The sequence below is a fragment of the Corallococcus sp. AB030 genome (genome assembly GCF_003668965.1).
GTDB lineage: Bacteria > Myxococcota > Myxococcia > Myxococcales > Myxococcaceae > Corallococcus > Corallococcus exiguus.
The window spans coordinates 13,649-37,630 of the sequence record NZ_RAWQ01000088.1 but is presented as its reverse complement, the minus strand read 5'-3'; the positions used below and the strand labels follow the sequence as shown (position 1 = coordinate 37,630).

General features: G+C 70.3%; 11 protein-coding genes. 5 read left to right on the top strand and 6 right to left on the bottom strand.

Annotated features, from left to right (window positions below):
• Positions 1 to 127: 127 nt before the first annotated feature.
• Entirely contained in the window at positions 128 to 415 is a 288-nt protein-coding gene (locus D7Y15_RS21300) for a hypothetical protein (RefSeq protein ID WP_120575745.1), read from the bottom strand.
• A gap of 113 nt (positions 416 to 528) precedes the next feature.
• Between D7Y15_RS21300 and D7Y15_RS21295 the strand changes: the two genes are divergently transcribed.
• From D7Y15_RS21295 to D7Y15_RS21285, 3 genes are read left to right on the top strand one after another with little or no spacing between them, the layout of a single operon-like run.
• On the top strand, positions 529 to 1,593 hold the full coding sequence (locus D7Y15_RS21295; RefSeq protein ID WP_199745959.1) for a CFI-box-CTERM domain-containing protein: 1,065 nt from the start codon (positions 529 to 531) through the stop codon (positions 1,591 to 1,593).
• On the top strand, positions 1,590 to 2,168 hold the full coding sequence (locus tag D7Y15_RS21290; RefSeq protein WP_172813962.1) for a TlpA disulfide reductase family protein: 579 nt from the start codon (positions 1,590 to 1,592) through the stop codon (positions 2,166 to 2,168). Before D7Y15_RS21295 ends, D7Y15_RS21290 begins: the two co-directional genes overlap by 4 nt.
• Positions 2,169 to 2,178: 10 nt before the next feature.
• Complete coding sequence (locus D7Y15_RS21285) at positions 2,179 to 4,023, top strand: DHHA1 domain-containing protein (RefSeq protein ID WP_148712828.1); 1,845 nt, start codon at positions 2,179 to 2,181, stop codon at positions 4,021 to 4,023.
• Between the two features lie 3 nt (positions 4,024 to 4,026).
• On the opposite strand, the gene trxA is transcribed toward D7Y15_RS21285, so the two are convergent.
• The 3 genes from trxA to D7Y15_RS21270 form a co-directional block, all read right to left on the bottom strand.
• Positions 4,027 to 4,353: a thioredoxin gene (gene trxA, locus D7Y15_RS21280; protein WP_120568223.1), complete on the bottom strand. Its 327-nt coding sequence runs from the start codon at positions 4,351 to 4,353 to the stop codon at positions 4,027 to 4,029.
• A 127-nt stretch (positions 4,354 to 4,480) separates the two neighbouring features.
• Entirely contained in the window at positions 4,481 to 5,392 is a 912-nt protein-coding gene (locus tag D7Y15_RS21275) for a LysR family transcriptional regulator (RefSeq protein ID WP_121753744.1), read from the bottom strand.
• Positions 5,393 to 5,440: 48 nt separating this feature from the next.
• The gene (locus D7Y15_RS21270; protein WP_148712827.1) at positions 5,441 to 6,130 is read right to left on the bottom strand and encodes an Ig-like domain-containing protein; all 690 of its coding nucleotides are present in this window, start codon (positions 6,128 to 6,130) and stop codon (positions 5,441 to 5,443) included.
• Positions 6,131 to 6,264: 134 nt separating this feature from the next.
• Between D7Y15_RS21270 and D7Y15_RS21265 the strand changes: the two genes are divergently transcribed.
• Positions 6,265 to 6,735, top strand: a complete 471-nt coding sequence (locus tag D7Y15_RS21265) for an FBP domain-containing protein (protein ID WP_121753742.1) — start codon at positions 6,265 to 6,267, stop codon at positions 6,733 to 6,735.
• A gap of 39 nt (positions 6,736 to 6,774) precedes the next feature.
• Here D7Y15_RS21265 and D7Y15_RS21260 read toward each other — a convergent pair whose 3' ends face one another.
• Positions 6,775 to 20,619, bottom strand: a complete 13,845-nt coding sequence (locus tag D7Y15_RS21260; RefSeq protein ID WP_158629084.1) for a non-ribosomal peptide synthetase — start codon at positions 20,617 to 20,619, stop codon at positions 6,775 to 6,777.
• Positions 20,620 to 20,876: 257 nt separating this feature from the next.
• The gene (locus D7Y15_RS21255; RefSeq protein ID WP_121753740.1) at positions 20,877 to 22,760 is read right to left on the bottom strand and encodes an OmpA family protein; all 1,884 of its coding nucleotides are present in this window, start codon (positions 22,758 to 22,760) and stop codon (positions 20,877 to 20,879) included.
• Positions 22,761 to 22,956: 196 nt separating this feature from the next.
• Here D7Y15_RS21255 and D7Y15_RS21250 point away from each other — a divergent pair, with 196 nt between their 5' ends.
• Positions 22,957 to 23,970, top strand: a complete 1,014-nt coding sequence (locus D7Y15_RS21250; protein ID WP_120575754.1) for a DUF3616 domain-containing protein — start codon at positions 22,957 to 22,959, stop codon at positions 23,968 to 23,970.
• The last annotated feature ends 12 nt before the right edge of the window (positions 23,971 to 23,982 follow it).

Sequence of the window (23,982 nt, the reverse complement as noted above, 5' to 3'; positions counted from 1 at the left end):
GCCCCGCCTTCCCACCACCGTCCAACCCAATGCCCCGGCGCAAGCTAGGCACGGGGTGGGGCGGGCGGAAGGGGGAGGCCGGCGATCAGCAACCGGCCCTACGGGGTGCCCGGAATCAACGCGTCGCCTACTTCTTCTTGGCGATGATGTCGTTGATGGCCGCCCGGTCCTCGGCGGTGATGCGCTCTCGCGGGCCCGCCGCGTTGGCGGACTTCTGGGACACGGCGCCCTTCGCGTCGTCCAGCGCGTCCCCCACGCTGCCCTTCACCTTGTCCAGGGTGGAGGGGTTCACGGTGCGCTTCCAGGTGCGCTCCATGTGCTCCAGCGGGGAACGGCCGTCCACGTTGCCCCGCGCCAGGAAGACGCCCAGACCCACCGCGCAGGTCGTCCAGACCAGGAACTTCAACACGCCCATGATTCACATCCTCCTACGTCGTCTTACATCGACCCCGGGCACATGGCGAGTTTCCTGACCTGTTGCTCCTCAGTCGCTGACAGGGGGCCTGGGTGCCCTTAAGGTCCACGCGCTTGCAGCCCGAAGAACTCATCAGGGCCGCCCAGACGCGGGCGGCGGGATTGGACGTGGGGCGGGGGGACGCGGCGCTGGAGCGCGTGCGGGCCCAGGCCTCGGCGTTGTTCGCGAAACTGCCGGAGCCCCCGGTGTACCGGCGGGCGGAGGACCCGTCGCGCAAGGCGGCCCAGGCGCTCATACCGGAGATGGAGCGGGTGCTGGCGGAGGCCTTCGCGGTGGCGCGCGAGCCGGCGGTGTCGCCGCTGGTGGACCGGCTGGTGGCGGCCCTGCGCGCGCACGCGGAGGCGCTGGTGCACACCGCGGACGGCCGGCTGGAGTCGGCGGAGCTGGCGTGGCGAAAGGCCCAGGAGCTGGAGCGCGCCGCGCACCCCACGCGCCAGATGGTGGGCCAGCCGCCGCGGCCGCCGCCGGTGTTCGACAAGGACTCAGGCCTGTCGCGCTACGACCCGCGCAACGCGGCCCAGGCGACCGTGAAGCTGGTGTGCCCCAACACGGGCTGCAAACGCCTGGGGGACTACGCCTTCGTCCCGACGCACGCCTACCACCGCTTCGTCTGCCCGGCGTGCCGGGTGCCCTTCCTGGCCTACTTCGGCGAATTGAAGGGCCTGGAGGTGGAGCACCGGCGCAGCTCCAAGCGCTACCGCTTCACGGTGGATGAAGTGGGCAGCACCGTCAGCACGCGCATCGACTTCGAGGAGGCGGGCGGACAGGAGTTCCCGGCCGCGCGGCGCGACCTGCTGGCCTTCCTCTACACGGAGCAGCGGGAGTTGAAGGTCGTGGTGAACCTCACCAACGGCAAGCTGATGTGGGTGAGCCCCGCGTCGTCGTGCTTCGTGGTGACGGCGGCCTTTGGCGAGGGCGCGCCGGAGCTGGTGGCGTTCCGGGCCTACCGCGATGACGTGCTCCGGAAGAGCCGGCTCGGCCAGGGGTTCATCGACGGGTACTATTATTGGGGCCCTCCGCTGGCGGCGTGGGTGGTGCGCCGACCGCGGGTGCGGGCCGGGGTGCGCTGGGCCCTGACGCGGGTGCACGGCCGCCTGACACGGAAGGAACGCGGATGACACAGCAGGCTGGGACGGAAGGGACGCGGCCGCCGGGCGCGCGCGGGGACAAGGCCAAGACGGCGCTGTCCGTGGTGGCGGTGCTGGGGCTGGCGGCGCTGGCGTTCCTGGGCGTGCGCGAGGCGCAGCGGGCGCGGCTGGTGCCTGACGGGGCGTCGCCGCCGTCCTTCCAGCTGACGAAGCACGAGGGCGGCTCGCTCGCGCTGTCGGACCTGAAGGGGAGCGTGGTGATGCTCGACTTCTGGGCCACCTGGTGTCCGCCGTGCCGCGAGGAGATGCCGTCCCTGGTGAAGCTGGCCAAGGAGTACGAGTCCCAGGGGCTCGTCTTCGTAGCGGCCAGCCGGGACGAGGGCTCCACGGCGTCGCAGGAGGTGGACTACTTCCTCCAGCGCTTCCAGCCGGACCTGCGCCCGTACGTGGTGTACGCGGACGACGACGTGGCGCGCGCATTCCAGGTGAATGCGCTGCCCACGCTCTACTTCCTGGACCGGGACGGGAAGGTCATCGACGCGCAGCGCGGCATGCTGTCCGAGGACGGACTGCGCCGCCGCATCGAGCGCGCACTCAAGCGCTAGAGTGGAGGGCATGACCCTCTACGACGCGGACACGGTCGACGCGTGCGCCTGGCCGGAGACGCCGCAAGCGCGTCTCGCGCGCGACTACTTCGTCCCGCTGATGAAGCGCGGCAGCACCGCCTTCCTCTCCGACCGCACCACCCTGCGGCTGCTGGCGATGGATGACCTGCGCATCCCGCTGGCCATCAACGAAGCGGAGTACGGCAACTCCCCGCTGCATTCGTTGTGGGTGCGCTACATCGGCCTGCCGGTGGCGGCCGTGACGGCGCAGACGTACGGCGCGGCGCGCGCGGTGGTGATGCGCGGGGCCATGCGGACGCTGGGCGGGATGTTGAAGGCGGCGAGCATCGACAAGTGCGTCTACGTGGACCACTGGCTGGTGCTGCGCAACCTGAGCGTGAGCCTGGACGCGGCACAGGTGGAGCGACTCACCGCCTTCCTGGTGGAGCAGTTCCCCGGCCACGCCATCGTGTTCCCCGCCATCAACCCGGCGAACGCGTCGCCCCTGCTCAACACGCTGGCCGCGCGGGACTACGGCTTCGTCTACGGGTCGCACACGCGCATGACGCTGCCCACGCACGAGGTCAGCCGGCAGGTGCGCGAGAACCGGCGCCGCGACGGGCGGCTCCTGGAGGCAGCGGGCTACCGCGTCGTGGACGGGCGGGAGATGCCGGATTGCGCGCCCCGGCTGCGGGAGCTGTACCGGTCGCTCAACGCGGACAAGTACCACTCCACGCTCGACTTCACGGAGGAGTGGTTCGCGTGGACGCTGCGCGAGGGCGTCTTCCAGTACTGGCTCGCGGTGAAGGACGGACGCGTGGACGGCTTCTATGCCACGCACGTCAGCGACGACACGGTCTGGTCCCCGCTGTTCGGCTACGACTTGTCGCTGCCGCAGGAACTGGGCCTGTACCGCGGGCTCGTGCACCGGCTGATGCAGGACGCGCTGGAGGTGGGGCTGACCATCGAGCTGGGGCCGGGCGCGGATCCGTTCAAGAGCCTGCGCGGTTCTCAGCCGGTGCCCCGCTGGACCGCGTATTACGTGAAGCACCTGTCGGGCTTCCGCCAGTACGCGTGGCGCACGCTGCAGCGCTACGTCAACGGCGGGGTTCGGCCCGCGGCGAACGCGATGCTGCGCAAGATTGATGGCGACGGCATCGTCGGCTTCGGACCGCTGACGCTGCCCTTCACGCCGCCCACGGGCCAGACGCCGCGCGAAGCGGCCCGGGCGCTGCGCGAGCAGGTGGACGCGCTGGAGACCTCGCTGGAGTCCGCCGCCCGGCTGGAGGGCGAGGCCCGGCTGCGTGCGCTTTCGCCGCTGTCGGAGACCCTGCACAACTGGCCGCAGCCCATGCGCCGCGTGGTGGCCTTGCGTGAGCGCCTGACGCGGCTGGAGCAGGAGGCGCGCCGCAAGCCCTCGCAGGCCGTGGCGACTGCGGGCGTGGCTCCCGCGGAGCAGGCCCGGCAGTTGATCCAGGATGCGACGGGCTGGGGCTTCTACACGAAGCTCGTCGCCGCGCACCTGGGCGAAGTGCCGGCGCCGCACCTCAAGGCGCTGGTGGAGGCGCTGCGGCGGGAGCTGGTGGGGATCATGGGCGTGGTGCTCACCGCCACGCGTGGCGACAAGGTGGTGCTGGTGACGATCGCGAGCGACGCGCTTCTCAGCGTGGGCATGGACGCGGGCCAGCTCATGGCCCAGGCGGCGCCCTGCGTGGAGGGAAAGGGCGGCGGCTCGCCGGAGGTGGCCTGGGGCGGCGGCTCGCGCGCGGACGGCGTCGAAGCGGCGCTCAGCGCGACGCGGCGCTTCGTGGAGTCGCGCCTGGGCAACTGGGCGCCGTCCGGCGGCGTGGGCTGAGCGTCAGAGCACCTGGCGCACGGCCTCCTCCAGCTTCGCCCTGGGCACGGCGCCCACCACCTGCTTCACCACCTTCCCACCCTTGAAGAACAGCAGGGTGGGCATGGCGCGGATGCCGTACTGCTCGGGCGTCCTCGGATGATCGTCCACGTTGAGTTTGGCCATCTTCATCCGGCCCTTGTACTCGGCGGCCAGCGAGTCGATGACCGGCGCGAGGACCCGGCACGGTGGGCACCACGTGGCGGTGAAGTCCACCAGCACCGGTTCCTCCGACTCCAGCACCTCGCGTTGGAACTCCGCGTCTCCCAGCTCGATGACGTCGCCAGCCATGGGCCCCATCCTTGCGTGAAAGGCGCGGGCCACTCGTGGGGCCGCGCCTCGTGTCCACGGGATGTAATCGCGGGCGGGTGTGACGACGAGCGCCCCTGGCGGGACGCATTGTTCCGCCAGGAGCCCCCTATTCCTCCTGCCACGGGAGCGCGGCGCCGCGAGCGGACAGCAGCTTCAGGAAGGCGCGCACCTTGAGGGGCAGCTGACGGCTGCTCGGGTAGACAGCGAAGATGGGCAGGCCCGGGGGCGTGTCGGTTTCGAGCACGGGGACGAGCAGCCCCGCGCGCACGTCGTCGGCCACCAGCGATGCCGCGAGCCGGACGATGCCCAGTCCTGCTCGCGCCGCCGCCTGGCCCGCGCGCTCGCTCGGTACGCGCAGGCGGCCCGTCACCGGCACGGTGCGCGCGCTCCGGGCTTCGCCGAAGAACCACACCTCGTCGGTGCCGGACTCGGCCAGGAGGATGCACTCGTGGGTCGTCAGCGCTTCGGGCGTCCGGGGCGTGCCGTGGCGGCTGAGGTAGTGCGGGCTGGCGTAGTATCCGGTGCGCAGGCGCCCGAGCCTGCGCGCCATCAGTGACGAGTCCGCGAGCGGCCCGGTGCGCAGCGCCAGGTCGTACTCCTCCGCGATGAGGTCCACGTGCGTCTGCGCGAGTGACACCTCCACGCGCAGCCGAGGATGGTGCAGGAGCAGCTCCGCGATGACGGGCGTGAGCAGTTCGCCCAGCAGCGACAGGGTGGCGATGCGCAGCGTGCCCTGGGGCGTGCCGCGCGATTCGCTCACCGCGGCGTTCACCTCGCGGGCCTCGGCGACGAGCCGTGCGCAGTGCGCGTGGTATTCGCGGCCCGCTTCCGTGAGGCGGAGCCTGCGCGTGTTGCGCTCGAGCAGCCGGATGCCCAGGCGCTCCTCCAGGGCGGCCAGACGGCGGCTCACCGTGGACTTGCGCAGGCCCAGGCGCTCCGCGGCGGAGGTGATGCTGGCCGTCGCCACCACCTCCGCGAAGAGCACCATGTCGTCCAGCAGGGGCGGGTTCGCGGCCACGACCGCGAGCCTATGCCCCGGCTGGAACGGGCGCGAGCCCGCCGTGCGTCAGTCGTTGGCCGCGCCCGCGAGGATCCACGAGCGGACCAGGACGTTCATGCCCGGGTGCTGATCGAAGTACTCCGGCTTGCCCGTGGGCATGCGCTCTCCGCACGCCGTGCCCTCCATCTTCCGTACGAGCGCCGAGTTGTCCGGGTCGCCGGGCGTGACGCGCTGGAGGGTGCCACAGGCCTTGGCGGTGACGTTGACCAGGCTCGCGTGGCTGCTGAGCGGGGCGAGGCTCAGGTTGCCGGCCTTGCCGTGGCAGTTCGTGCACTGCCCGGAGTTCCAAAGCGACTGGATGTCCGCGCCGTAGTGGGGCACCGACACGGGCACGGTGACGGTCCGCACCACGGGCGGGTTCACGCCATCCGTGACGCTCACGTGGAAGGTGAACGCGGTCTCCGTGCCCACGGCGGGCGAGTACCACTGCGCGCTCTCACCCGTCGTGCCACCCACCCAGGTGCCCGCTGTGCTGGGAGCGACCTGCATCCATGTGTAGGTCAGCGGGTCGCCGTCCGGGTCTCTCGCGGTGATGGTCAGGGTGCCGGTCGTTCCCGCGACCAGTGTCGAGGGCGCGGAGACGGTGTCGCTCACGGTGGGCGGTTGGTTGGGAGGGGAGGAGGCATCATCGCCACAGGCGATGCCTCCCAACCCGATGACCAGCAGGGGCAACAGGATCCGTAGGGATAAGTGCATGGGGGTCCTCGGAACGCGAGTGCCCGCCAAGCTGGCATGCGGTGGTGATTTCAACCCAGTGTCCGCGAGGGTTGGACAAAATCAAGCTGACGCACGTTCAGGATGTTCTCGAAGGCAGTCCGTAAGAGCACGCCATGTTCCGAATCGAGTCAGAGAAAGAGTTGCTGCGCGCCTTCCGCTCCAGGGATCGCAAGCACGTCGAACTGCCCAAGGGCACCCAGCTCCCGCTCTTCGTGCGGGACTACCTTTCGTGGGTGGATCCGTACGGGGTGCGCGTCTTCCTGGTGTTCGTCGCGCCGGGGAGCAAGCAGCCCACGGGTATCGCCTTCCGCAGGGATCAGCACGGAGACCCGACCCTTGCGCCCAAGATGTGTGACTGGTGCCGAACGCCCACCGCGACAGAGGTGGGGCTGATCACCACGGATGTCGACTCGAAGCGCAGGGTGGGTGTGATCGTCTGCCTGGACCTGCGCTGCGGTGAGCGGCTGGAGTCCATGTCGGACCGCTCCGGTCGCAGCGTCCTGGACGACAAGGCGCGGCTGATGGAGCGCATGGCGCGCTTCGCGAGCGAAGCACTGGGCTTGGAGCTCGGCTCGGCGGATTGAGGAATCGGGCCCGCGCGTCCGGGCCCGCCCTCCTTCGCGCTACAGCATCCGCAGGTGGTGGAGGAATTGCTCCGCCACGGACGATGCGTGGGGCGCGCTCAGCATCGTGTAGTGGTCTCCCGCCACGTCGTACGAAGTCACGGACCCCGTGAGCCACGTGCTCCAAGCGGGCTCGTCGGCGTCACGCTGTCCCGCGGTGGCCTGGAAGAGGAGCGTGGGGCCCGAGTAGCCACCGTCAGGCACGTAGAGGCGCTGGGCTTCGTAGAACCGCGTGTGCATTTCGAAGAGGCGCTCGGCGGCAGCCAGGTCCAGCCCCAGGTTGCTTCCCTTGAGCTGCTCCAGGACGTACGCGAGGCGTTCGCGCGGTTCCATGCGCCGCAGTTGCTCCAGGTCCAGGGTCAGGTCCTGCCAGCGTAGGCCGAGCGTCCGCCCGACGAGCGCGAGCAGTCCGAGCGGGTCTGCTTCCGGACGCGGCTGGGGCGTGGGCACGGTGGAGTCCATCAGGGTCAACAGCTCCACCCCTTCACCCAGGGCCTGGAGCTGACGCGCCATCTCCAGCGCGACGAGCCCGCCGAAGGACCAGCCGCCGAGCAGGTACGGCCCCTGCGGCTGCACGGTGCGCAGCTGGCTCAGGTAATCGCGCGCCAGTGCCTCGATGGATGCGGGAGGAAGGGCGCCGCCCTCCAGGCCCGACGCGGACAGTCCGTAGACGGGCCGGTCATTGCCCAGCTGGCGCACGAACTCGGAGTAGCCCAGCACGCCGCCGCCTCCGCCGTGGACGAGGAAGAGGGGCCGCTTCTCGGCGGTGCCCGCTTTCAGGCGCACGAGGTTGGCGGGAAGAGGGGTGGTCTCCTGTTGGATCCGCCGCGCCAGTTGCTCGACGGTGGCGTGCTGGAAGAGGGCCGCCATGGGAACCAGGTGCCCGGTGTGCACGCGGATGGATGCGATCAACCGCAGGGCCAGCAGGGAGTGGCCGCCCAGCTCGAAGAAGTTGTCGGTGATGCTGACGCGAGGCACGCGCAGCACCTCCGCGAAGGACCAGGCCAGCTGCTCCTCCAGGGGCGTGCGGGGCGCGACGTAGCTTCCGGACGCGGAGGTCGCGGACTCGGGCGCGGGGAGGGCCTTGCGGTCGACCTTTCCGTTGGCGGTGAGGGGCAATGCGTCCAGACACACCAGGGTGGAAGGCACCGAGTAGTCGGGCAGCCGCTGCTTGAGGAACGCGCGCAGCTCGGCCACGTCCAGGGTTTCGGGCGCGACGTAGGCGACGAGGCGCTTGTCTCCGGGCACGTCCTCGCGGGCCATGACGACGGCGTTCCGCACCGATGGGTGAGCGAGGAGCACGGCCTCGATCTCCGCCAGTTCGATGCGGAAGCCGCGCACCTTCACCTGTGCATCCGCGCGGCCCAGGAACTCCAGCACGCCGTCCTCACGCCAACGGCCAAGGTCGCCCGTGCGGTAGAGGCGCGCGCCGGGAGCGAAGGAGAACGGGTCGGGGGTGAAGCGCTCCGCGGTGAGAGTGGGCTGTCCCACGTAGCCGCGTGCGAGTCCGTCGCCACCGATGAACAGCTCGCCCTGGATGCCCGGAGGAACGGGCTGGCCGGATGCATCCAGCACGTACACCTGCGTGTTGCCCAGGGGGCGGCCCAGCGGAGTGGATGCGCCCACCTGGGAGGCATGCGTGAAGCGGTGGCTGGTGGCGAAGACAGTGGTCTCCGTCGGGCCATAGCAAGCGGTGACGGGGACGTTGAGTTGATCCAGCACACGACGCACGTGGGATGCGGAGATGACGTCGCCGCCCGTGAGTACCTGGCGCAGGGAACGCAGCGCGGGCAGATGCGTATCCACCAACTGGGTGAAGAGGCCCACGGTGAGCCACAGCGTCGTCACGCCGTGGTGCACGAGCACCCGCTCCAGTTCATGCGGATCCGTCGGAGGATGCGCGGGGAAGACGGCCAGCTTCGCGCCGTGCAGCAGCGCGCCCCAGACTTCGAAGGTGGAGGCGTCGAAGGCGAGGGGCGCCATGAGCAGCAGCGTCTCGCTGGGCCCCAAGCGTGCGTAGTCGACGCCGAAGAGGGTGCGGAGTACGGCGGCGTGAGGCGTGCCGACACCCTTGGGCCTGCCGGTGGAGCCGGAGGTGAAGTCGATGTACGCGAGGCTCTGCGGCAGGGCGCTCCGCAGGGGCGCATGCGCAGGCAGCGCGTCGAGGGACAGCTCCTCCAGCACCACGGGCAACAGGTGCTCGTGAGGCAGATTCGGCAGGAGCGCACGCGACGTGAGGAGGACGCGCGGCCGAGCGTCTTCCACCATCGCGTCCAGACGCGCGCGCGGGTAGGACGGATCCAGCGGCACGTAGGCCGCGCCCGCCTTGAGGATGGCGACGAGCGAGACGACCAGCTCCAGCGAACGCTCCAGGGCCACGGCCACGCGCGAATCCGTGTCCACGCCCAGCGAGCGCAGATGCCACGCAAGCCGATTGGCGCGTTCATCCAGCTGCCGGTAGGTGAGGCACGTATCACCGAACTCAACGGCGACCTTCTCCGGGAAACGGGCCACCACCTGCTCGAAGACTTCCGGAAGGGTGGAGTCGCGCGGGTACTCGGTCGCCGTCGCGTTCCACTCCACCAACACGCGCTGACGCTCTCCCTCCGTCAGCAGGGACATGGACGCCAGGGGCGCCTCGGGCCGGGCCACGAGCGCTTCCGCCAGCGTGCGGAGGTGCTCCGCCATGCGCGCGGCCGTGCGCGGCTCGAACAGGGCGGTGTTGTAGACCAGCGCTCCCGTGAAGCCCTCGGGTGACTCCACCAGACTCAACTCCAGGTCGAACTTGGACGTGGTCTCCTCCACGTCCAACGGGCGCAGCGTCAGTTCCTCTCCGGCCGGTGTGGGCGGAGCGCCGTCCCGAGGCGTGAAGAGCACCTGGAACAGCGGCGCGCGGCTCGGGTCTCGCGCGGGCCTCAACGCTTCCACCAACCGTTCGAAGGGCAGGTCCTGGTGGGCATACGCGCCCAGCGCCACCTCCTTCACCCGGCGCAGCAACTGCCGGAACGAGCCGTGGCGGTCCACTCGCGCCCGCAGTGCCAGCGTGTTCACGAAGAAGCCGACGAGCCCCTCCAACTCCCCCTGCTCACGGCCCGCGATGGGCGAGCCGACGGCGAAGTCCTCCTGGCCCGAGTACAACGCCAGCAGGACCTGCCACAGCGCGAGCAGCGCCATGAACGGCGTGGTGACCTCCTGCTGGCAGAGGGCCTTGAGTCCCCGCGTGGCGGCCTGTGACAGCCGCACGGCCACCTGCGCGCCACGGTAGGTCTGCACGGCCGGACGAGGCTTGTCCGTGGGCAGCTCCAGCGCATGCGGCGCGCCGTCGAGTTGCTGCTTCCACCACCCCAGCTGCTGCTCCATTACCTCGCCCTGGAGCCAGCTCCGTTGCCAGGCCGCGTAGTCCGCGTACTGGAGCGTCAGCGGTGGCAGGGGCGACGGCTCACCCTTCGAGAACGCGGCGTGGAGCGCCCTCAACTCCTCGACGAGGACGCGGTTGGACCAGCCATCCGAGACGATGTGGTGCAGCGTGACGAGCAACACGTGGCGCCGCGCGGACAGGCGCATCAGGGTGGCGCGCATCAGGGGCGCGCGCGTCAGGTCGAACGGGAGGAGCGCTTCCTCCAGGGCCCGTCGCCGGGCCTCCGCGTCCTGATCCGCATCCGGCAGGTGGCTCAGGTCCACCTGGGCCATGGACAGCTCCGCATGCGCGTGCGGATGCTGGACCGGCTCGCCATCCTCGCGCGCGTGGAACGTGGTGCGCAGGGCTTCATGGCGCTGGACGAGCGCCTGGAGGCCTTGAGCCAGCGCGGCTGCGTCCAGCGGTCCGTCGAGCCGCAAGGCGGCAGGGACGTTGTAGTGGACGCTCTCCGGGTTGAGCCGGTCGAGGAACCACAGCCGCTGCTGCGCGAAGGACAGCGGCAGCGGGCCGTTGCGAGGAACGGGCACCAGCGGTGGACGCCGTGCGCCCTGCTGAGCACGAGCGGCGGCTTCGATGCGCGAGGCCAGCGCCTCCACGGTGGGGGCTTCGAACAGCGTGCGCAGCGGAAGCTCCGCGCCCGTCTCCGCGCGCACCCGCGACACCACCTGCGTCGCGAGCAACGAGTGCCCACCCAGCGCGAAGAAGTCATCCTTCACGCCGACGCGGGGCACGCGCAGCACCTGCGCCCAGATGGCCGCCAGCTTCGCTTCCAGCTCCGTGCGAGGCGCTTCGTACGTGCTGCTGGCCGTCGGCGCTTCCGGTTCCGGCAACGCCTTGCGGTCCACCTTGCCGTTGACGTTGAGCGGCAGTGCCTCCAGCACCACCACCACGCCGGGCACCATGGCCTCCGGTAGGCGCTGACGCAGGTGTGCCTTCAGCGCGTCCACGTCCATCGTCTCGCCAGACTTCGGCGCTACGTACGCGACGAGCTGCTTCTCCGTGGTCTCGCCCCTCGCCACCACGATGGCTTCCTTCACCGACTCCACCTGTCGCAGCGCCGCTTCGATTTCACCCAGCTCGATGCGGAAGCCGCGCACCTTCACCTGGAAGTCGACGCGGCCCAGGAAGTCGAGCGTGCCGTCCGCAAGCCAGCGCGCCTTGTCGCCCGTGCGGTAGAGGCGCTCGCCCGGCGTGGACGCGAAGGGATGGGGGACGAAGCGCTCGGCGGTCAGCTCGGGGCGGTTCAGGTAGCCCCAGGCCAGGCCCTTGCCGCCCACGTACACCTCACCGGCGACGCCCACGGGCACCGGTTGCAGGTTCGCATCCAGCACATACGCGGTGGCGTTCGGGATGGGACGGCCAATGGACACCGGGCCCTCCACTCGCGCGTCCCGGTGCAGGGGCAGCGTGGTGGAGAAGGTCGTGTTCTCCGTCGGGCCGTAGGCATGAATGACCGTCGCGCCTTCAGGCAGACGGGCCAGGTGGTCGCGCATGCGGGGCCAGGGCATCACCTCTCCGCCCGCGAGGACCTGACGCACCTCCGCCAGGACGTCGCCCTGGTGCAGGACGAGTTGCTCGAAGAGCGCGGTCGTGAGGAACATCGCCGTCACGCGGTGGCGGCGAAGCTGTCCGCTCAGCTCCTCCAATGACAGGACATGCGGAGGCGGAAGGACGAGCTTCGCGCCGTGCAGCAGCGCGCCCCAGATTTCGAGCGTGGACGCGTCGAAGGCAACGGGCGCGAACTGAATCCAGACCTCGTCGGGCCCGAAGCGCATGAAGGTGCTGCCGAGCACCAGCCGGGTGATGCCCCGGTGCGGCACGCAGACGCCCTTGGGACGGCCGGTGCTGCCGGAGGTGAACATGATGTACGCCAGGGCTTCGCCGTCCACGCGGAGGTCGGGTGCATGCGTGGGCAACGCGGCGATGACGTCCCGCTGCGCATCCAGCCAGACACGACCCCCGGAGGCCGGCAGCAACGGCGCGAACGGCTGGTGGGTCACCGTCACGCGGACGTCCGCATCCTCCAGCAGGGCCGCGGTGCGCTCCACGGGCGCGTTGCGGTCCACGGGAACGAAGGCCGCGCCCAACTTGAGGATGGCGAGCATCGCCGTCACCAGCTCGAAGGAGCGCTCGACGGCGAGTCCGACGCGTGCACCCGGGACGATGCCCTGCGCGCGCAGGTGCCAGGCCAGTTGGTTCGCGCGCGAGTCCAGCTGGGCGTACGTCAGCGATTCATCCCCCAGCACGAGCGCGACCGCGTGAGGTGTGCGCTGGACCTGCCGGGCGAAGTGGACGTGGACGGGGATGTCCGTGGGGCTGGTGACGGCGGTGTCGTTCCACGCCACGAGGATGCGCTGGCGCTCGTCGCGGGTGAGGAGTGAGAGCTCGCCCAGGGGCTGATCAGGCTTCGCGGCCACGGCCTCCAGCAGCGTGCGCAGGTGCTCCACCATCCGGGCGGCGGTGGAGGCTTCGAACAGGTCCGTGCGGTAGCTGAGCGCGCCCCGCAGGCCTTGTGCTGTCTGTGCCAGTGCCAGGGTGAGGTCGAACTGCGTGGTCTGCTCGGTCTGCTCCAGGGGCAGGAGCCGCACCGGCTCGGAAGCACCAGGTCCGCTCGGCAGCACCAGCGGCTGCGTCGGCGCGTTCTGCAGCGCGAGCACGGCCTGGAAGAGCGGCGAGTGGCTCAGGCTTCGCTTGGGCTGAAGCTCCTCCACCAGCTTCTCGAAGGGCGCGTCCTGGTGTTCGTAGGCGGCGAGCGTGGTGGCGCGCACCTGGGCCAGCAGCTGGCGGAAGGTGGCTTTCGGGTCGACGTGCGTGCGCAGCACCAGCGTGTTGACGAAGAAGCCGATGAGCGCCTCCGTGTCCTCGTGCGTACGGCCCGCGATGGGCGAGCCCACCGAGACATCTTCCTGTCCGCTGTAGCGCGAGAGCAGCGCCTGCCATGCCGCCACCAGGGCCATGAAGAGCGTGACGCCTTCGCGTTGGCACAGCGCCTGGAGGGACTCCGACAGCGCTCCGGGCAACTGCACGGGCACCTGCGAGCCCTGGGGAGAGAGGACGCGCGGACGCGGCTTGTCGGTGGGCAGCTCCAGCAGTGGCGGCGCTCCGGCGAGCTGACCGCGCCAGTACGCGAGGTGGTGCTCCAGGACTTCATCCTTCAACCAGTCGCGCTGCCAGGCCGCGTGGTCCACGTACTGGACCGGCAGGGGAGACAGCGGCGACGGCTGGCCCGAAACCCGGGCGCCGTACAGCGCGGACAGCTCCCGCACGAGCACGCCCATGGACCAACCGTCGGAGACGATGTGGTGCATGTTCAGCCACAGCACGTGCTCTCCTGCGCCCAGGCGCAACAGCGAGACGCGCAGCAGCGGTCCCCGCTCCAGGTCGAACGGGCGCCGCGCCTCTTCACGCAGCCGCTCGTCCAGCGCTTCGCGGGAGACCTCGCCCGGCTCCACCACCTCCAGGGCGAAAGGCACTTCGTCGAGGATGACCTGGGCGGGCTGGCCCTCGTTCGCGACGAAGACGGTGCGCAGGGATTCGTGGCGGGCGATGAGCGCGGCGAAGGCCTGCTCCAACGCGGACACGTCCAGTGCGCCCTCCACGCGCAGGGCCAGGAAGATGTTGTAGGCGGCGCTGCCCGGCTCCAGCTGATCAATGAGCCACAGCCGCTGTTGGGCGAAGGACAGGGGCAGCGGGCCCGTGCGGGACATGGGCACGAGAGGCGGCGCGGGAGGCAGGGCCACCACGCCGCGCCTGCGCAGCTCGCGGAGGACCTCCTGGGCCCGGTGGTGAGCCTCCGCCCAGGTCAGGACCTGACCATCGTGCTCGACGGCGACCGCGTCGGGATGGCGCAGGGCCTGTGCCTGGAGGAGCCGGTGCAGGGAGGCATCCTCCGCCGTGGCCGCGCCGGTTTCGCTCCACGAGTGGAGCAGGAGCCCGCGCTCCTCGAGCGTGAGCATGGGCAGCGCGGAGAGGCGGCGCTCCGGTGCGTGGAGGGCGCCGGCCAGCAACGCGCGCAGGTGGCCCACCATGCGGCTGGCGGTCGAGGCATCGAAGAGGTCGGTGTTGTATTCGAGCAGGCCCTTCAGCCCGTCCGCGGTGTCGTTCAGCGCCAGGGTGAGGTCGAACTTCGCGGTGCCGCCCCGGGGCTCCAGCGGCTGGAGCTTGAGGCCCGTGCTCAGGGTCTCCGGCATGGGCGCGTTCTGGTACGCGAGCATCACCTGGAAGAGCGGCGGGCGGCGCGGGTCACGCTCCGGCCGGAGCGCCTCCACCAGCTTCTCGAAGGGCACGTCCTGATGCGCGTACGCACCCAGGGCCACATCGCGCACGCGGGCGAGCAGTTCGCGGAAGCTCGGGTCTCCGTCCAGCCTCGTGCGCAGCACCAGCGTGTTGACGAAGAAGCCGATGAGCCCCTCCAGCTCCGCCTGGTTCCGGCCCGCGATGGGCGAGCCCACGGAGACATCTTCCTGCCCGCTGTAGCGCGAGAGCAGCACCTGGAACGCGGCCAGCACCACCATGGAGGGTGTGACGCCCTCGCTCCGGCAGAGCGCCTGCATCGCGTCCGACAGCTCGCGAGGGAACTGGAAGGGCACCACCGCGCCACGGAAGGTCTGCGCCGCGGGACGAGGCCGATCCGTAGGCAGCTCCAGGGCCTTCGGCGCGCCGTGGAGTTGCTCGCGCCACCAGCCGAGCTGGGACTCCAGGGCTGCGTCGCGCAACCAGCCTCGCTGCCAGACGGAGAAGTCCGCGTACTGCATGGGCAGCGGCTTGAGTTGCGGCGTCCGGCCATCCGCGTGGGCGGCATACAGCGTGGTCAACTCCTGGAGGAGCACGCCCATGGACCAGGCGTCGGAGATGACGTGATGCATGGTGAGCAGCAGCAGGTGGTGCTGCGCGCTCATGCGCACCACGAGGACGCGCCAGAGCGGACCGGCTTCCAGGTCGAAGACCTGCCGTGCCTCTTCGTCGAGGATGGCGCTGAGCTCGCGCTCGGCATCAAGCAGGGTGCTCAGGTCCATCCAGCCCGCGGGCAGCGTGGGGGACGCGCTGATGACCTGGACGGGGCCGGATGCCTCTTCACGGAAGGTGGTGCGCAGGGATTCGTGGCGCTGGGACAGCTCTCGCAGTCCTCGTGCGAGCGCGGGCACATCGAGGGTGCCTTCGAGCCGCATGACGAAGGGGAGGTTGTACGCGGTGCTCGCGGGCTCCATCTTCGCGAAGAACCACAACCGCTGCTGGGCGAAGGACAGCGGCAGGCCGCCGTCGCGCGGCACCGGCTTGAGCGCGGGTACGGCCAGGGCAGGGATCACCGGGCCCTGGGACTCCAGTCGACGGGCGATGGCTTCCACGGTGGGGGCCGCGAAGAAGTTCGCGATGGACAGCTCCGCCTGGAACGCACGCCGGATGCGCGAGAGGATCTGCGTGGCACTCAGCGAGTTGCCGCCCAGGTCGAAGAAGTTGTCCTCGGCGCCAACCGTGCCCGTCTGGAGGACCTCTTCCCAGAGCGTGGCGAGCAACCGCTCCGTGTCCGTGCGCGGCGGGCGCGTCCGTGCGCGAGTCTGGAGGGTGGAGGGAGCGGGCAGGGCCTTGCGGTCCACCTTGCCGTTGGAGTTGAGGGGCAGGGCATCCAGCCGCCCCATGGCCGAAGGCATCATGAAGTCAGGCAGGCGCTGCTTGAGGAACGCGCGCAGCTCAGCCACGTCCAGGGACTCAGGAGCGACGACGTAGGCGACGAGGCGCTTGTCGCCGGGCACGTCCTCGCGGGCCATGACGACGGCCTCGCGCACCTCGGGATGAGCGCGCAGGGCGGCTTCGATTTCAGGCAGTTCGATGCGGAAGCCGCGCACCTTCACCTGCGCATCCGCGCGGCCCAGGAACTCCAGCACGCCGTCCTCACGCCAACGGCCGAGGTCGCCGGTGCGGTAGAGGCGCGCTCCGGGAGTGGAGGAGAACGGGTCGGGGATGAAGCGCTCCGCGGTGAGCGAAGGCTGGCCCACGTAGCCGCGCGCGAGTCCGTCTCCACCGATGAACAGCTCGCCCTGGACGCCCGGAGGAAGGGGCTGGCCGGAGGCATCCAGCACGTACACTTGCATGTTGCTGTGCGGGCGGCCCAGCGGGACGGAGGCGCCCACCTGAGAGGCATGCGTGAAGCGGTGGCTGCTGGCGAAGACCGTGGTCTCCGTCGGGCCATAGAAGGCGCTGACGGGGATGCCCAACTGCTCCAGCACGCGGCGCACGTGGGACGCGGAGATGACGTCACCGCCCGTGAGCACCTGGCGCAGGGAGCGCAGCGCGGGCAGGTGCGAATCCACCAGCTGGGTGAAGAAGCCAATGGTGAGCCACAGCGTCGTCACGCCGTGGTGCACCAGCACCTGCTCCAGTTCATGCGGATCCGTTGGAGGGTGCGCGGGGAATACGGCCAGCTTCGCGCCGTGCAGCAGCGCGCCCCAGACTTCGAAGGTGGAGGCGTCGAAGGCGAGGGGGGCCATCATCAACAATGTCTCGTCGGGCCCGAAGTGGGTGTAGTCGACGCCGAAGAGGGTGCGGAGTACGGCGGCGTGAGGCGTGCCGACACCCTTGGGCCTGCCGGTGGAGCCGGAGGTGAAGTCGATGTACGCAAGGCTCTGCGGCAGAGCGCTTCGCGGAGGTGCATGCGCGGGCAGCGCGTCGAGAGACAGCTCCTCCAGCACCACGGGCAACAGGCCTTCGTGGGGCAGGTTCGACAGGAGCGCGCGAGAGGTGACGAGGACGCGAGGCCGTGCGTCCTCCACCATCGCGGCCAGACGCGAGCGCGGATAGGCCGGATCCAGGGGCACGTAGGCCGCGCCCGCCTTGAGGATGGCGACAAGCGAGACGACCAGCTCCAGCGAACGCTCCAGGGCCACGGCCACGCGCGAATCCGTGTCCACGCCCAGCGAGCGCAGATGCCACGCAAGCCGATTGGCGCGTTCATCCAGCTGCCGGTAGGTGAGGCACGTATCACCGAACTCAACGGCGACCTTCTCCGGGAAACGGGCCACCACCTGCTCGAAGACTTCCGGAAGGGTGGAGTCGCGCGGGTATTCGGTCGCCGTCGCGTTCCATTCCACCAGCACCCGCTGGCGCAGCTCCGCCGTGAAGGGCATTACGGTGTCGCGTGGCTGTGCGACGGCGCGGGCCTCCCACTCGCGCGCGACGTCCTCCAGCGGAACCGTGGGCGCGGGCCGCGCACGGGCCTCCTGTGGCTTGAGCGGTGCCGGGACCGGCTGCCCCTTGCCCGCGAGCGCCTCGTCGATGAGACGGGCCACTGCGTCCAGCGTGGGAGTTTCGAACAGGCGCCGGAGGGGCAGCTCCACCGAGAATGCCTGACGGATCCGGCTGAGCGCCTGCGTGGCCAGCAGCGAATGTCCGCCCAGGTCGAAGAAATGATCATTCGCCCCGACGCGCGTCACGCCGAGCAGCTCCTGCCACAGCCCCGCCAGGCGCTGTTCGGTGGGCGTGCGAGGCGCCACGTACTCCCGAGAATCACCCCCCGCCAGGTCCGGAGCCGGCAGCGCCTTGCGGTCCACCTTGCCGTTGGTCGTGAGCGGGAGCGTGGCCAGCACCACCACGGCCGACGGCACCATGTACTCAGGCAGGGCGTCCTTGAGGGCCGCCCGCAGCGCGCTGCTGTTGGAGTCAACGCCGTCGCGAAGCACGACGTAGCCCACCAGCCGCTTGCCGCCGGGCCCGTCCTCGCGCGCTACCACCACCGCGTCCCGCACGGGCGGCAGCTTCGCCAGCGCGGTCTCCACCTCACCCAGTTCAATGCGGAAGCCACGCACCTTCACCTGCGCGTCCGCGCGGCCCACGAACTCCAGCGTGCCGTCCTCGCGCCAGCGCACCACGTCGCCCGTGCGGTACAGCCGCGCCCCGGCCTCACCGGAGAAGGCATCCGGCACGAAGCGCTCGGCCGTCAGCGCGGACCGGCCCGCATAGCCTCGCGCCACGCCCACGCCGCCCAGGTGCAGCTCGCCCTTCACTCCCACGGGCACGAGCCCGCCCCGGGCATCCAGGACGTACGCGCGCACGTTGGCCAGCGGTCGGCCGATGGACGGCACACGCCCGTCCGCCGTGCACTCGGTGAGCGTGGCCATGACGGTGGCTTCCGTGGGGCCGTACGTGTTGATGAACACGCGGCCCGGAGCCCACCGCGCCACCACTTCCGGAGGCAGCGCTTCACCGCCGGAGATGACGGTCCGCAGCGCGGGCAGTCCTTCAGAAGCCGTGGCCGCGAGCGTCGCGGGCGTGAGGCTGATGACCGTCAGGGCCTCGTCGCGCAGCAGCTTGCGCAGCGGCTCGCCGGGCATCAGGTCTTCCAGCGGTGCCAGCACCAACGTGGCCCCGCTGCACAGCGTGGTGAAGATCTCCTCCACCGACAGGTCGAACGAGAGGCTGGCGAATTGGAGGACGCGGCTGCCCGGGCCGATGCCGTAGGCCGGGGCCTCATGCGCGACCAGGTTGCACACGCCACGGTGCTCGATGGCGGCCCCCTTGGGCATGCCCGTGCTGCCAGAGGTGTAGAGCACGTAAGCGAGATTCCGGGGCCCCACGCCGGACGCCGGAGCCAGCACGCTCTCCCCGGCGAGCCCGTCCCGCTCCACATCGAGGCACAGCGCACGGGAGCGCTGCGCCTCAGGGAAGCGCTCCAACAGTGGACCCTGCGTCACCAGCACGGAGGCTCCGCTGTCCTCCAGCATGAAGGCCAACCGCTCCCGAGGCAGCATCGGATCCACGGGCACCCACGCACCGCCCGCCTTGAGGATGCCAAGCAATCCCACGGCGACGTCCAGTGAGCGCTCCACGCTCAAGGCCACCCGGGCCTCAGGCCCCACGCCCCGGCGGCGCAGCGCATGCGCGAGCTGGTTCGCGCGGGCATCCAGCTGAGCGTACGTGAGCGCCTGTCCCAGGAACCGCACGGCCACGGCCTCGGGCGTGCGCTGCGCCTGCGCCTCGAAGAGCGTGTGCAGGCAACGGTCCTCCGGGAAGGGCGCGGCTTCACCAGCCCACTCGCGCCGGACCCGCGTCGCTTCGGCCAAGTCCATCAAGGGCAGCTCGGAGACGCGCCGGCCCGGATCCGCGACCACGCCTTCCAGCAGCGTGCGCAGGTGCGCGAGCAGCCGCTGGATGGAGCCGGGGTCGAAGAGGTCCGTGTTGTACTCCGCCGTGAGGCGCATGCCCTGCGGCACCTCCATGGCGATGAGCGACAGGTCCGTCTTGCTGGTGCGGTTGTCCACCGGCTGCGCGTCCAGGACGAGCCCCGGCAATCGCAGCGGCGGCAGGGGCGCGTTCTGCAGCGTCAGCGCCACCTGGAAGAGGGGATTCACGCTCAGCTGGCGCTCCGGCTTCAGCGCGTCCACCAGCTTCTCGAAGGGCACGTCCTGGTGCGCGTAGGACTCCAGCGTCGTCTCGCGCACGCGGCCGAGCAGCTCGCGGAAGGACGGCTGGCCGGACAGGTCCGTGCGGAAGGCCAGGTAGTTGGTGAACAGGCCGATGAGCCCTTCCAACTCGGCGCGGCCACGGCCGGCCACGGAGGTACCCACCACCACGTCCTGCTGGCCGCTGTAGCGCGACAGCAGCACCTGGAAGCCCGCGAGCAGCACGCCGAAGAGCGTGTTGCCCTCCGCGAGCGCGAGCGCCTTCAGCGACTCCACGAGCGCGACGGGCAGCACCGCGTTGATGCGCGCGCCGCGCCCGGAGAGGACCGCGGGGCGGGGCCTGTCGGTGGGCAGCTCCAGCACCGCGTCCGGATCCAACCGCTCGCGCCAGAAGCCCAGGTGCGACTCCAGCACGTCACCGCGCAGGAACTCGCGCTGCCAGGCCGCATAGTCGGCGTACTGCATGGGCAGCGGGGCCAGCGGTGACGGCTTGCCTTCCGCGAGCGACGGGTACAGCGCGCTCAGCTCGCGCACCAGCACGCCCATGGACCAGCCGTCCGTGATGATGTGGTGCAGCTTGAGCAGCAGCACATGCTCCAGCGCATCCAGCCGATACAGCACGGTGCGCAGCAGCGGTCCCTTCTCCAGGTCGAACGGCTGGCGCGCCTCGTCGGTGATCAGCCGGATGGCCTCCGCCTCACGCTCCGACGCGGGCAGCGACTGGAGGTCCACCAGGGGCAGCGCGAGCTCCAACGCGGGCGCGATGTGCTGCAGCGGCCGGCCGTCCTGTTCGACGAAGGTGGTGCGCAGCGGCGCGTGACGCCGCACCAGCGCCTGGAGGCTGGCGTGCAGCACGGCCACGTCCAGCACGCCGGAGAACCGCACGCGGACCGGGATGTTGAAGGCGGCGCTGCCAGGGCTCAGGCGGTCCTGGAACCACATGCGCTCCTGGCTGAAGGACACCGGTGCATGCGTGGGCCGGACCTTGCCGCGCAGCAGCTCCGCCAGCCGCGCGCGCTTCTGCTCCGGGGTCATCCCCGCGCCGTTACCTTCTGTTTCAAATGTCCTCATGTTTCGAGAATAACTGGTCAGCGAGGGGCACTGGGTGAAACAGACCCTCGGCGATATTCCCGATTATTTCCGACGCAGCGCACTCGACAGAGCGCGTCGTGCGGGTGGGGAGACGAGGCCTCGAAGCGGGGCATTTTGCCCCGGGCCTTCAGTCATCCCGCAAAAGAACAAAGTCAGCGATTGGGGACGGCCCGGGTGCCGGGCCGTCCCAAGGGTCCGCGTTACTTCTTGCCGGCCGGTGTGCCCGCGCCAGGCGCGGGAGTCGCGGGAGGCGCGCCCGGTCCGGGCACCGGCTCGGTGCCGGGCGGCGGCGGCTGGCCGTGGGGGACGATGGTCTCCTTCGGGCCGGATTCGAGCTCCGACTTGACCAGCTTGAAGTCCACGCGCCGGTTCTTCGCGCGGCCGAGCGCCGTGTCGTTGGTGGCGATGGGCCGGTCGAACCCGAAGCCCTGCGACGTGAGGCGCTTGCGGTCGATGCCCTTCTTCGTCAGGTACTCGAGCACCGACTTCGCGCGCCGGTTGGACAGGTCCACGTTCAGCGCACGCGAGCCCTTGTTGTCCGTGTGCCCTTCAATCTGCACGGGCCCCAGCGTCGGGTTCTTCGCGAGCACCGTCGACACCTCGTCCAGCAGCGGGTACGACTGCTTCTGGATGACCGCGGAACCCGTCTCGAAGAGGATGTTGCCCTTGATGCGGATGCGGTCCGACTCCACCACCACGTAGGGCGGAGCGTCGTACGGGCAGCCGTTGTTCTCGGGCGGACCGGCGACATCGGGGCAGTCGTCCTCGCCGTCCGGAATCTCGTCGAAGTCCGTGTCCGGGCAGCCGTCGAAGTCCTTCAGGCCGGGCACCAGGGGGCACTTGTCCAGCGGGTCGATGACGCCGTCGCCGTCGGTGTCCTTGTCCGGCTCCACCGGGCAGCCCTTGTTCTCCTTGGGGCCGGGCTTGTTGGGGCACATGTCGTCGCCGTCCGCCACGCCATCGCCGTCGTTGTCCGGATCCGGGCAGCCGTCGAAGTCCTCGAAGTCGTCCTTGTCCTCGGGCTGCGTGGGGCAGCGGTCGCGCACGTCGGGCACGCCGTCGCCGTCGGAGTCCGGGCCCTCGTCCTTGAAGGTCTTGTCGTAGCGCAGCGCCAGCATGACCCGCAGGGCCTCACGGCCGTAGCCGGTGGTGACGTTGAGGCCGCGGCCCACGTCCAGCTCCACGCCCCAGTCGCCCCACACCTTGGCGCGGGCGCCCACCAGCAGCTCCCACGGAGACTTGAGCGAATCCGCCTGGTCGAAGTTGAAGGGGCGCGCCAGCGGCGTGCGCAGGTGCATTTCCGCGGTGGCCTTCACCTCTCGCAGCCGGCTGATGTCCGGCAGGTCCACGATGCCGCCCGCGCCCAGCGTCAGCTCGTCGTCCACGCGCAGGTTGAGGTACTGCGCCGCGGGGCGCAGCAGCACGCCCGCGTTGCCCAGCACGCGCACGGGCCCCAGCTTCTTCTCAATGGCCAGGCGCGGTGCGAACACCACGCCGCTCTCACCCGTGAAGCTCTGCGCGCTGCCGGTGGGCAGCCGCACCTCCGCCACCAGCGCGAGCCCCAACGGGAAGCGGTCCGGATTCAACAGGCTCACGCGCGGCAGCACGCGGATGTCGCCCAGCGTGGTGCCGCTGACGCCCGCGGCGCCAGGGAAGTCCGGCGCGTTCAGCGCGTCACCCAGCAGCGAGAAGTTGTCGCCCTGGATGAGCGTGACGGGCAGGTCCACGCCCAGCTCCAACCGCTCCAGCAGCTGGTAGGAGAACAGCAGGTGCGCGTCCAGCCGGTACGGCAGCAGGTTCCCCAGCTTCTCGTCGCCCAGCTTCAACGCGAGGATGCGCCAGTTGAAGTCGAAGAGCAGAGCGCCCCGGTAGCTGCCCACCGGTTCCACGGTGGCGCCTTCCAGGCCGATGCCGCTGGACTGCGCGGCCGTCGGTTTCACCGGGACGGCGTCGAAGCCTCGGGAGAAGGGGTCTGGTTGAGCGTGGGCCGCTGCCGTGGTGAGCAGCAGGCCCAGGAGCGCGAGTCGCAGGGCCGCGCCGCACGCGGACCGGCTCCACGAAGGTTCGGAGTCGGGGCATTGCATCCTGAGGCTCTTAGCACCCACCTCCCCCCGCCGGAAGAAAACCCACCCTCGCGGTGTGAGCTACAGCCCCATGCCATTTATACAAACCCCGATCATCTCGGATCCGCCGTGTGTCTTGTTGCATACGACACATTTCACGCGGGACCCCAGGGTTCCCGGCGCGCGTGACGCTGTGCGAGCAGCGAGAAGAAGGGCCATGAAACGCTGGCTCCTGTGGGGATGTGTCCTGGTGGCGGGCTGTGGCACCCGCGAGGCGAATGTGCGGCGCGACGCGCTGCACGCCGCGCCCGCGAACACGGTCGTCTTCGAAGGCAGCTGTGACGCGTCCGGCGCGGTGGAGCTGGGCCAGGGCCTGTTCGTGGTGGCGGACGACGAGGACAACATCCTGCGCGTCTACGATGCGCGGAAGGGAGGCCGTCCGCTGCGCACGGTGGACTTGTCGCCGTCGCTCGACCTGCCGGTGAAGAAGAAGCCGCCAGAGACGGACATCGAAGCGGGCTCGAGGCTGGGCAACCTGGCCTTCTGGCTGACGTCGCACGGCCGCAACAGCTCCGGCAAGAAGCAGCCCGCGCGCCTGCGCTTCTTCGCCACTGGCGTGGAAGACCCCGAGCACGTGCAGCTCGTAGGGCAGCCGTACACGCAGCTGTTGGAGGACCTGCTCGCGGACGCCCGGCTCGCGCCGTACGGGCTCGCGCAGGCGGAGCCGCTGCCGCCCAAGGAGCCGGGTGGGCTCAACATCGAAGGCATGACGGCGATGCTGGACGCGCCCGGGATGCTGATTGGTTTCCGCAGCCCGCTGACGCAAGGCAAGGCGTTGGTGGTGCCGCTCTTGAATCCGGAGGCGGTGGTGCGCGACGGCGCGACCGCGCGCTTCGGTGAGCCCCGGCTGCTTGAGCTGGGCGGATTGGGCATCCGCTCGCTGTCGTCGTGGCGGGGGCGCTACCTCCTCATGGCGGGGGCCACCGCCTCCGAGGCGAAGTCACGCCTGTTCACCTGGAAGGGCGGAGCCGACGCGCCGGTGCCGGTGACGTCGGTGGACCTGTCCGGCGTGAATCCGGAGGCGTTCTTCACGCCCGACACGTCGGAGGACATCCTGCTGCTCAGCGACGACGGCACCGTGCAGGTGGACGGCGTGGAGTGCAAGCGCCAGAAGGATCCGGCGCTCAAGCGCTTCCGCGGCGTGTGGACGGCGTTGCCGGAAAGCCCCTGAGCGCCGGAAGGG

Excerpts from the sequence above, each read along its gene's own strand:
- D7Y15_RS21265 (WP_121753742.1), top strand. The coding sequence starts at position 6,265 with ATGTTCCGAATCGAGTCAGAGAAAGAGTTGCTGCGCGCCTTCCGCTCC.
- D7Y15_RS21285 (WP_148712828.1), top strand. The coding sequence starts at position 2,179 with ATGACCCTCTACGACGCGGACACGGTCGACGCGTGCGCCTGGCCGGAG.
- D7Y15_RS21270 (WP_148712827.1), bottom strand. The coding sequence starts at position 6,130 with ATGCACTTATCCCTACGGATCCTGTTGCCCCTGCTGGTCATCGGGTTG.
- D7Y15_RS21255 (WP_121753740.1), bottom strand. The coding sequence starts at position 22,760 with ATGCAATGCCCCGACTCCGAACCTTCGTGGAGCCGGTCCGCGTGCGGC.
- D7Y15_RS21260 (WP_158629084.1), bottom strand. The coding sequence starts at position 20,619 with ATGACCCCGGAGCAGAAGCGCGCGCGGCTGGCGGAGCTGCTGCGCGGC.
- trxA (WP_120568223.1), bottom strand. The coding sequence starts at position 4,353 with ATGGCTGGCGACGTCATCGAGCTGGGAGACGCGGAGTTCCAACGCGAG.
- D7Y15_RS21290 (WP_172813962.1), top strand. The coding sequence starts at position 1,590 with ATGACACAGCAGGCTGGGACGGAAGGGACGCGGCCGCCGGGCGCGCGC.
- D7Y15_RS21300 (WP_120575745.1), bottom strand. The coding sequence starts at position 415 with ATGGGCGTGTTGAAGTTCCTGGTCTGGACGACCTGCGCGGTGGGTCTG.
- D7Y15_RS21250 (WP_120575754.1), top strand. The coding sequence starts at position 22,957 with ATGAAACGCTGGCTCCTGTGGGGATGTGTCCTGGTGGCGGGCTGTGGC.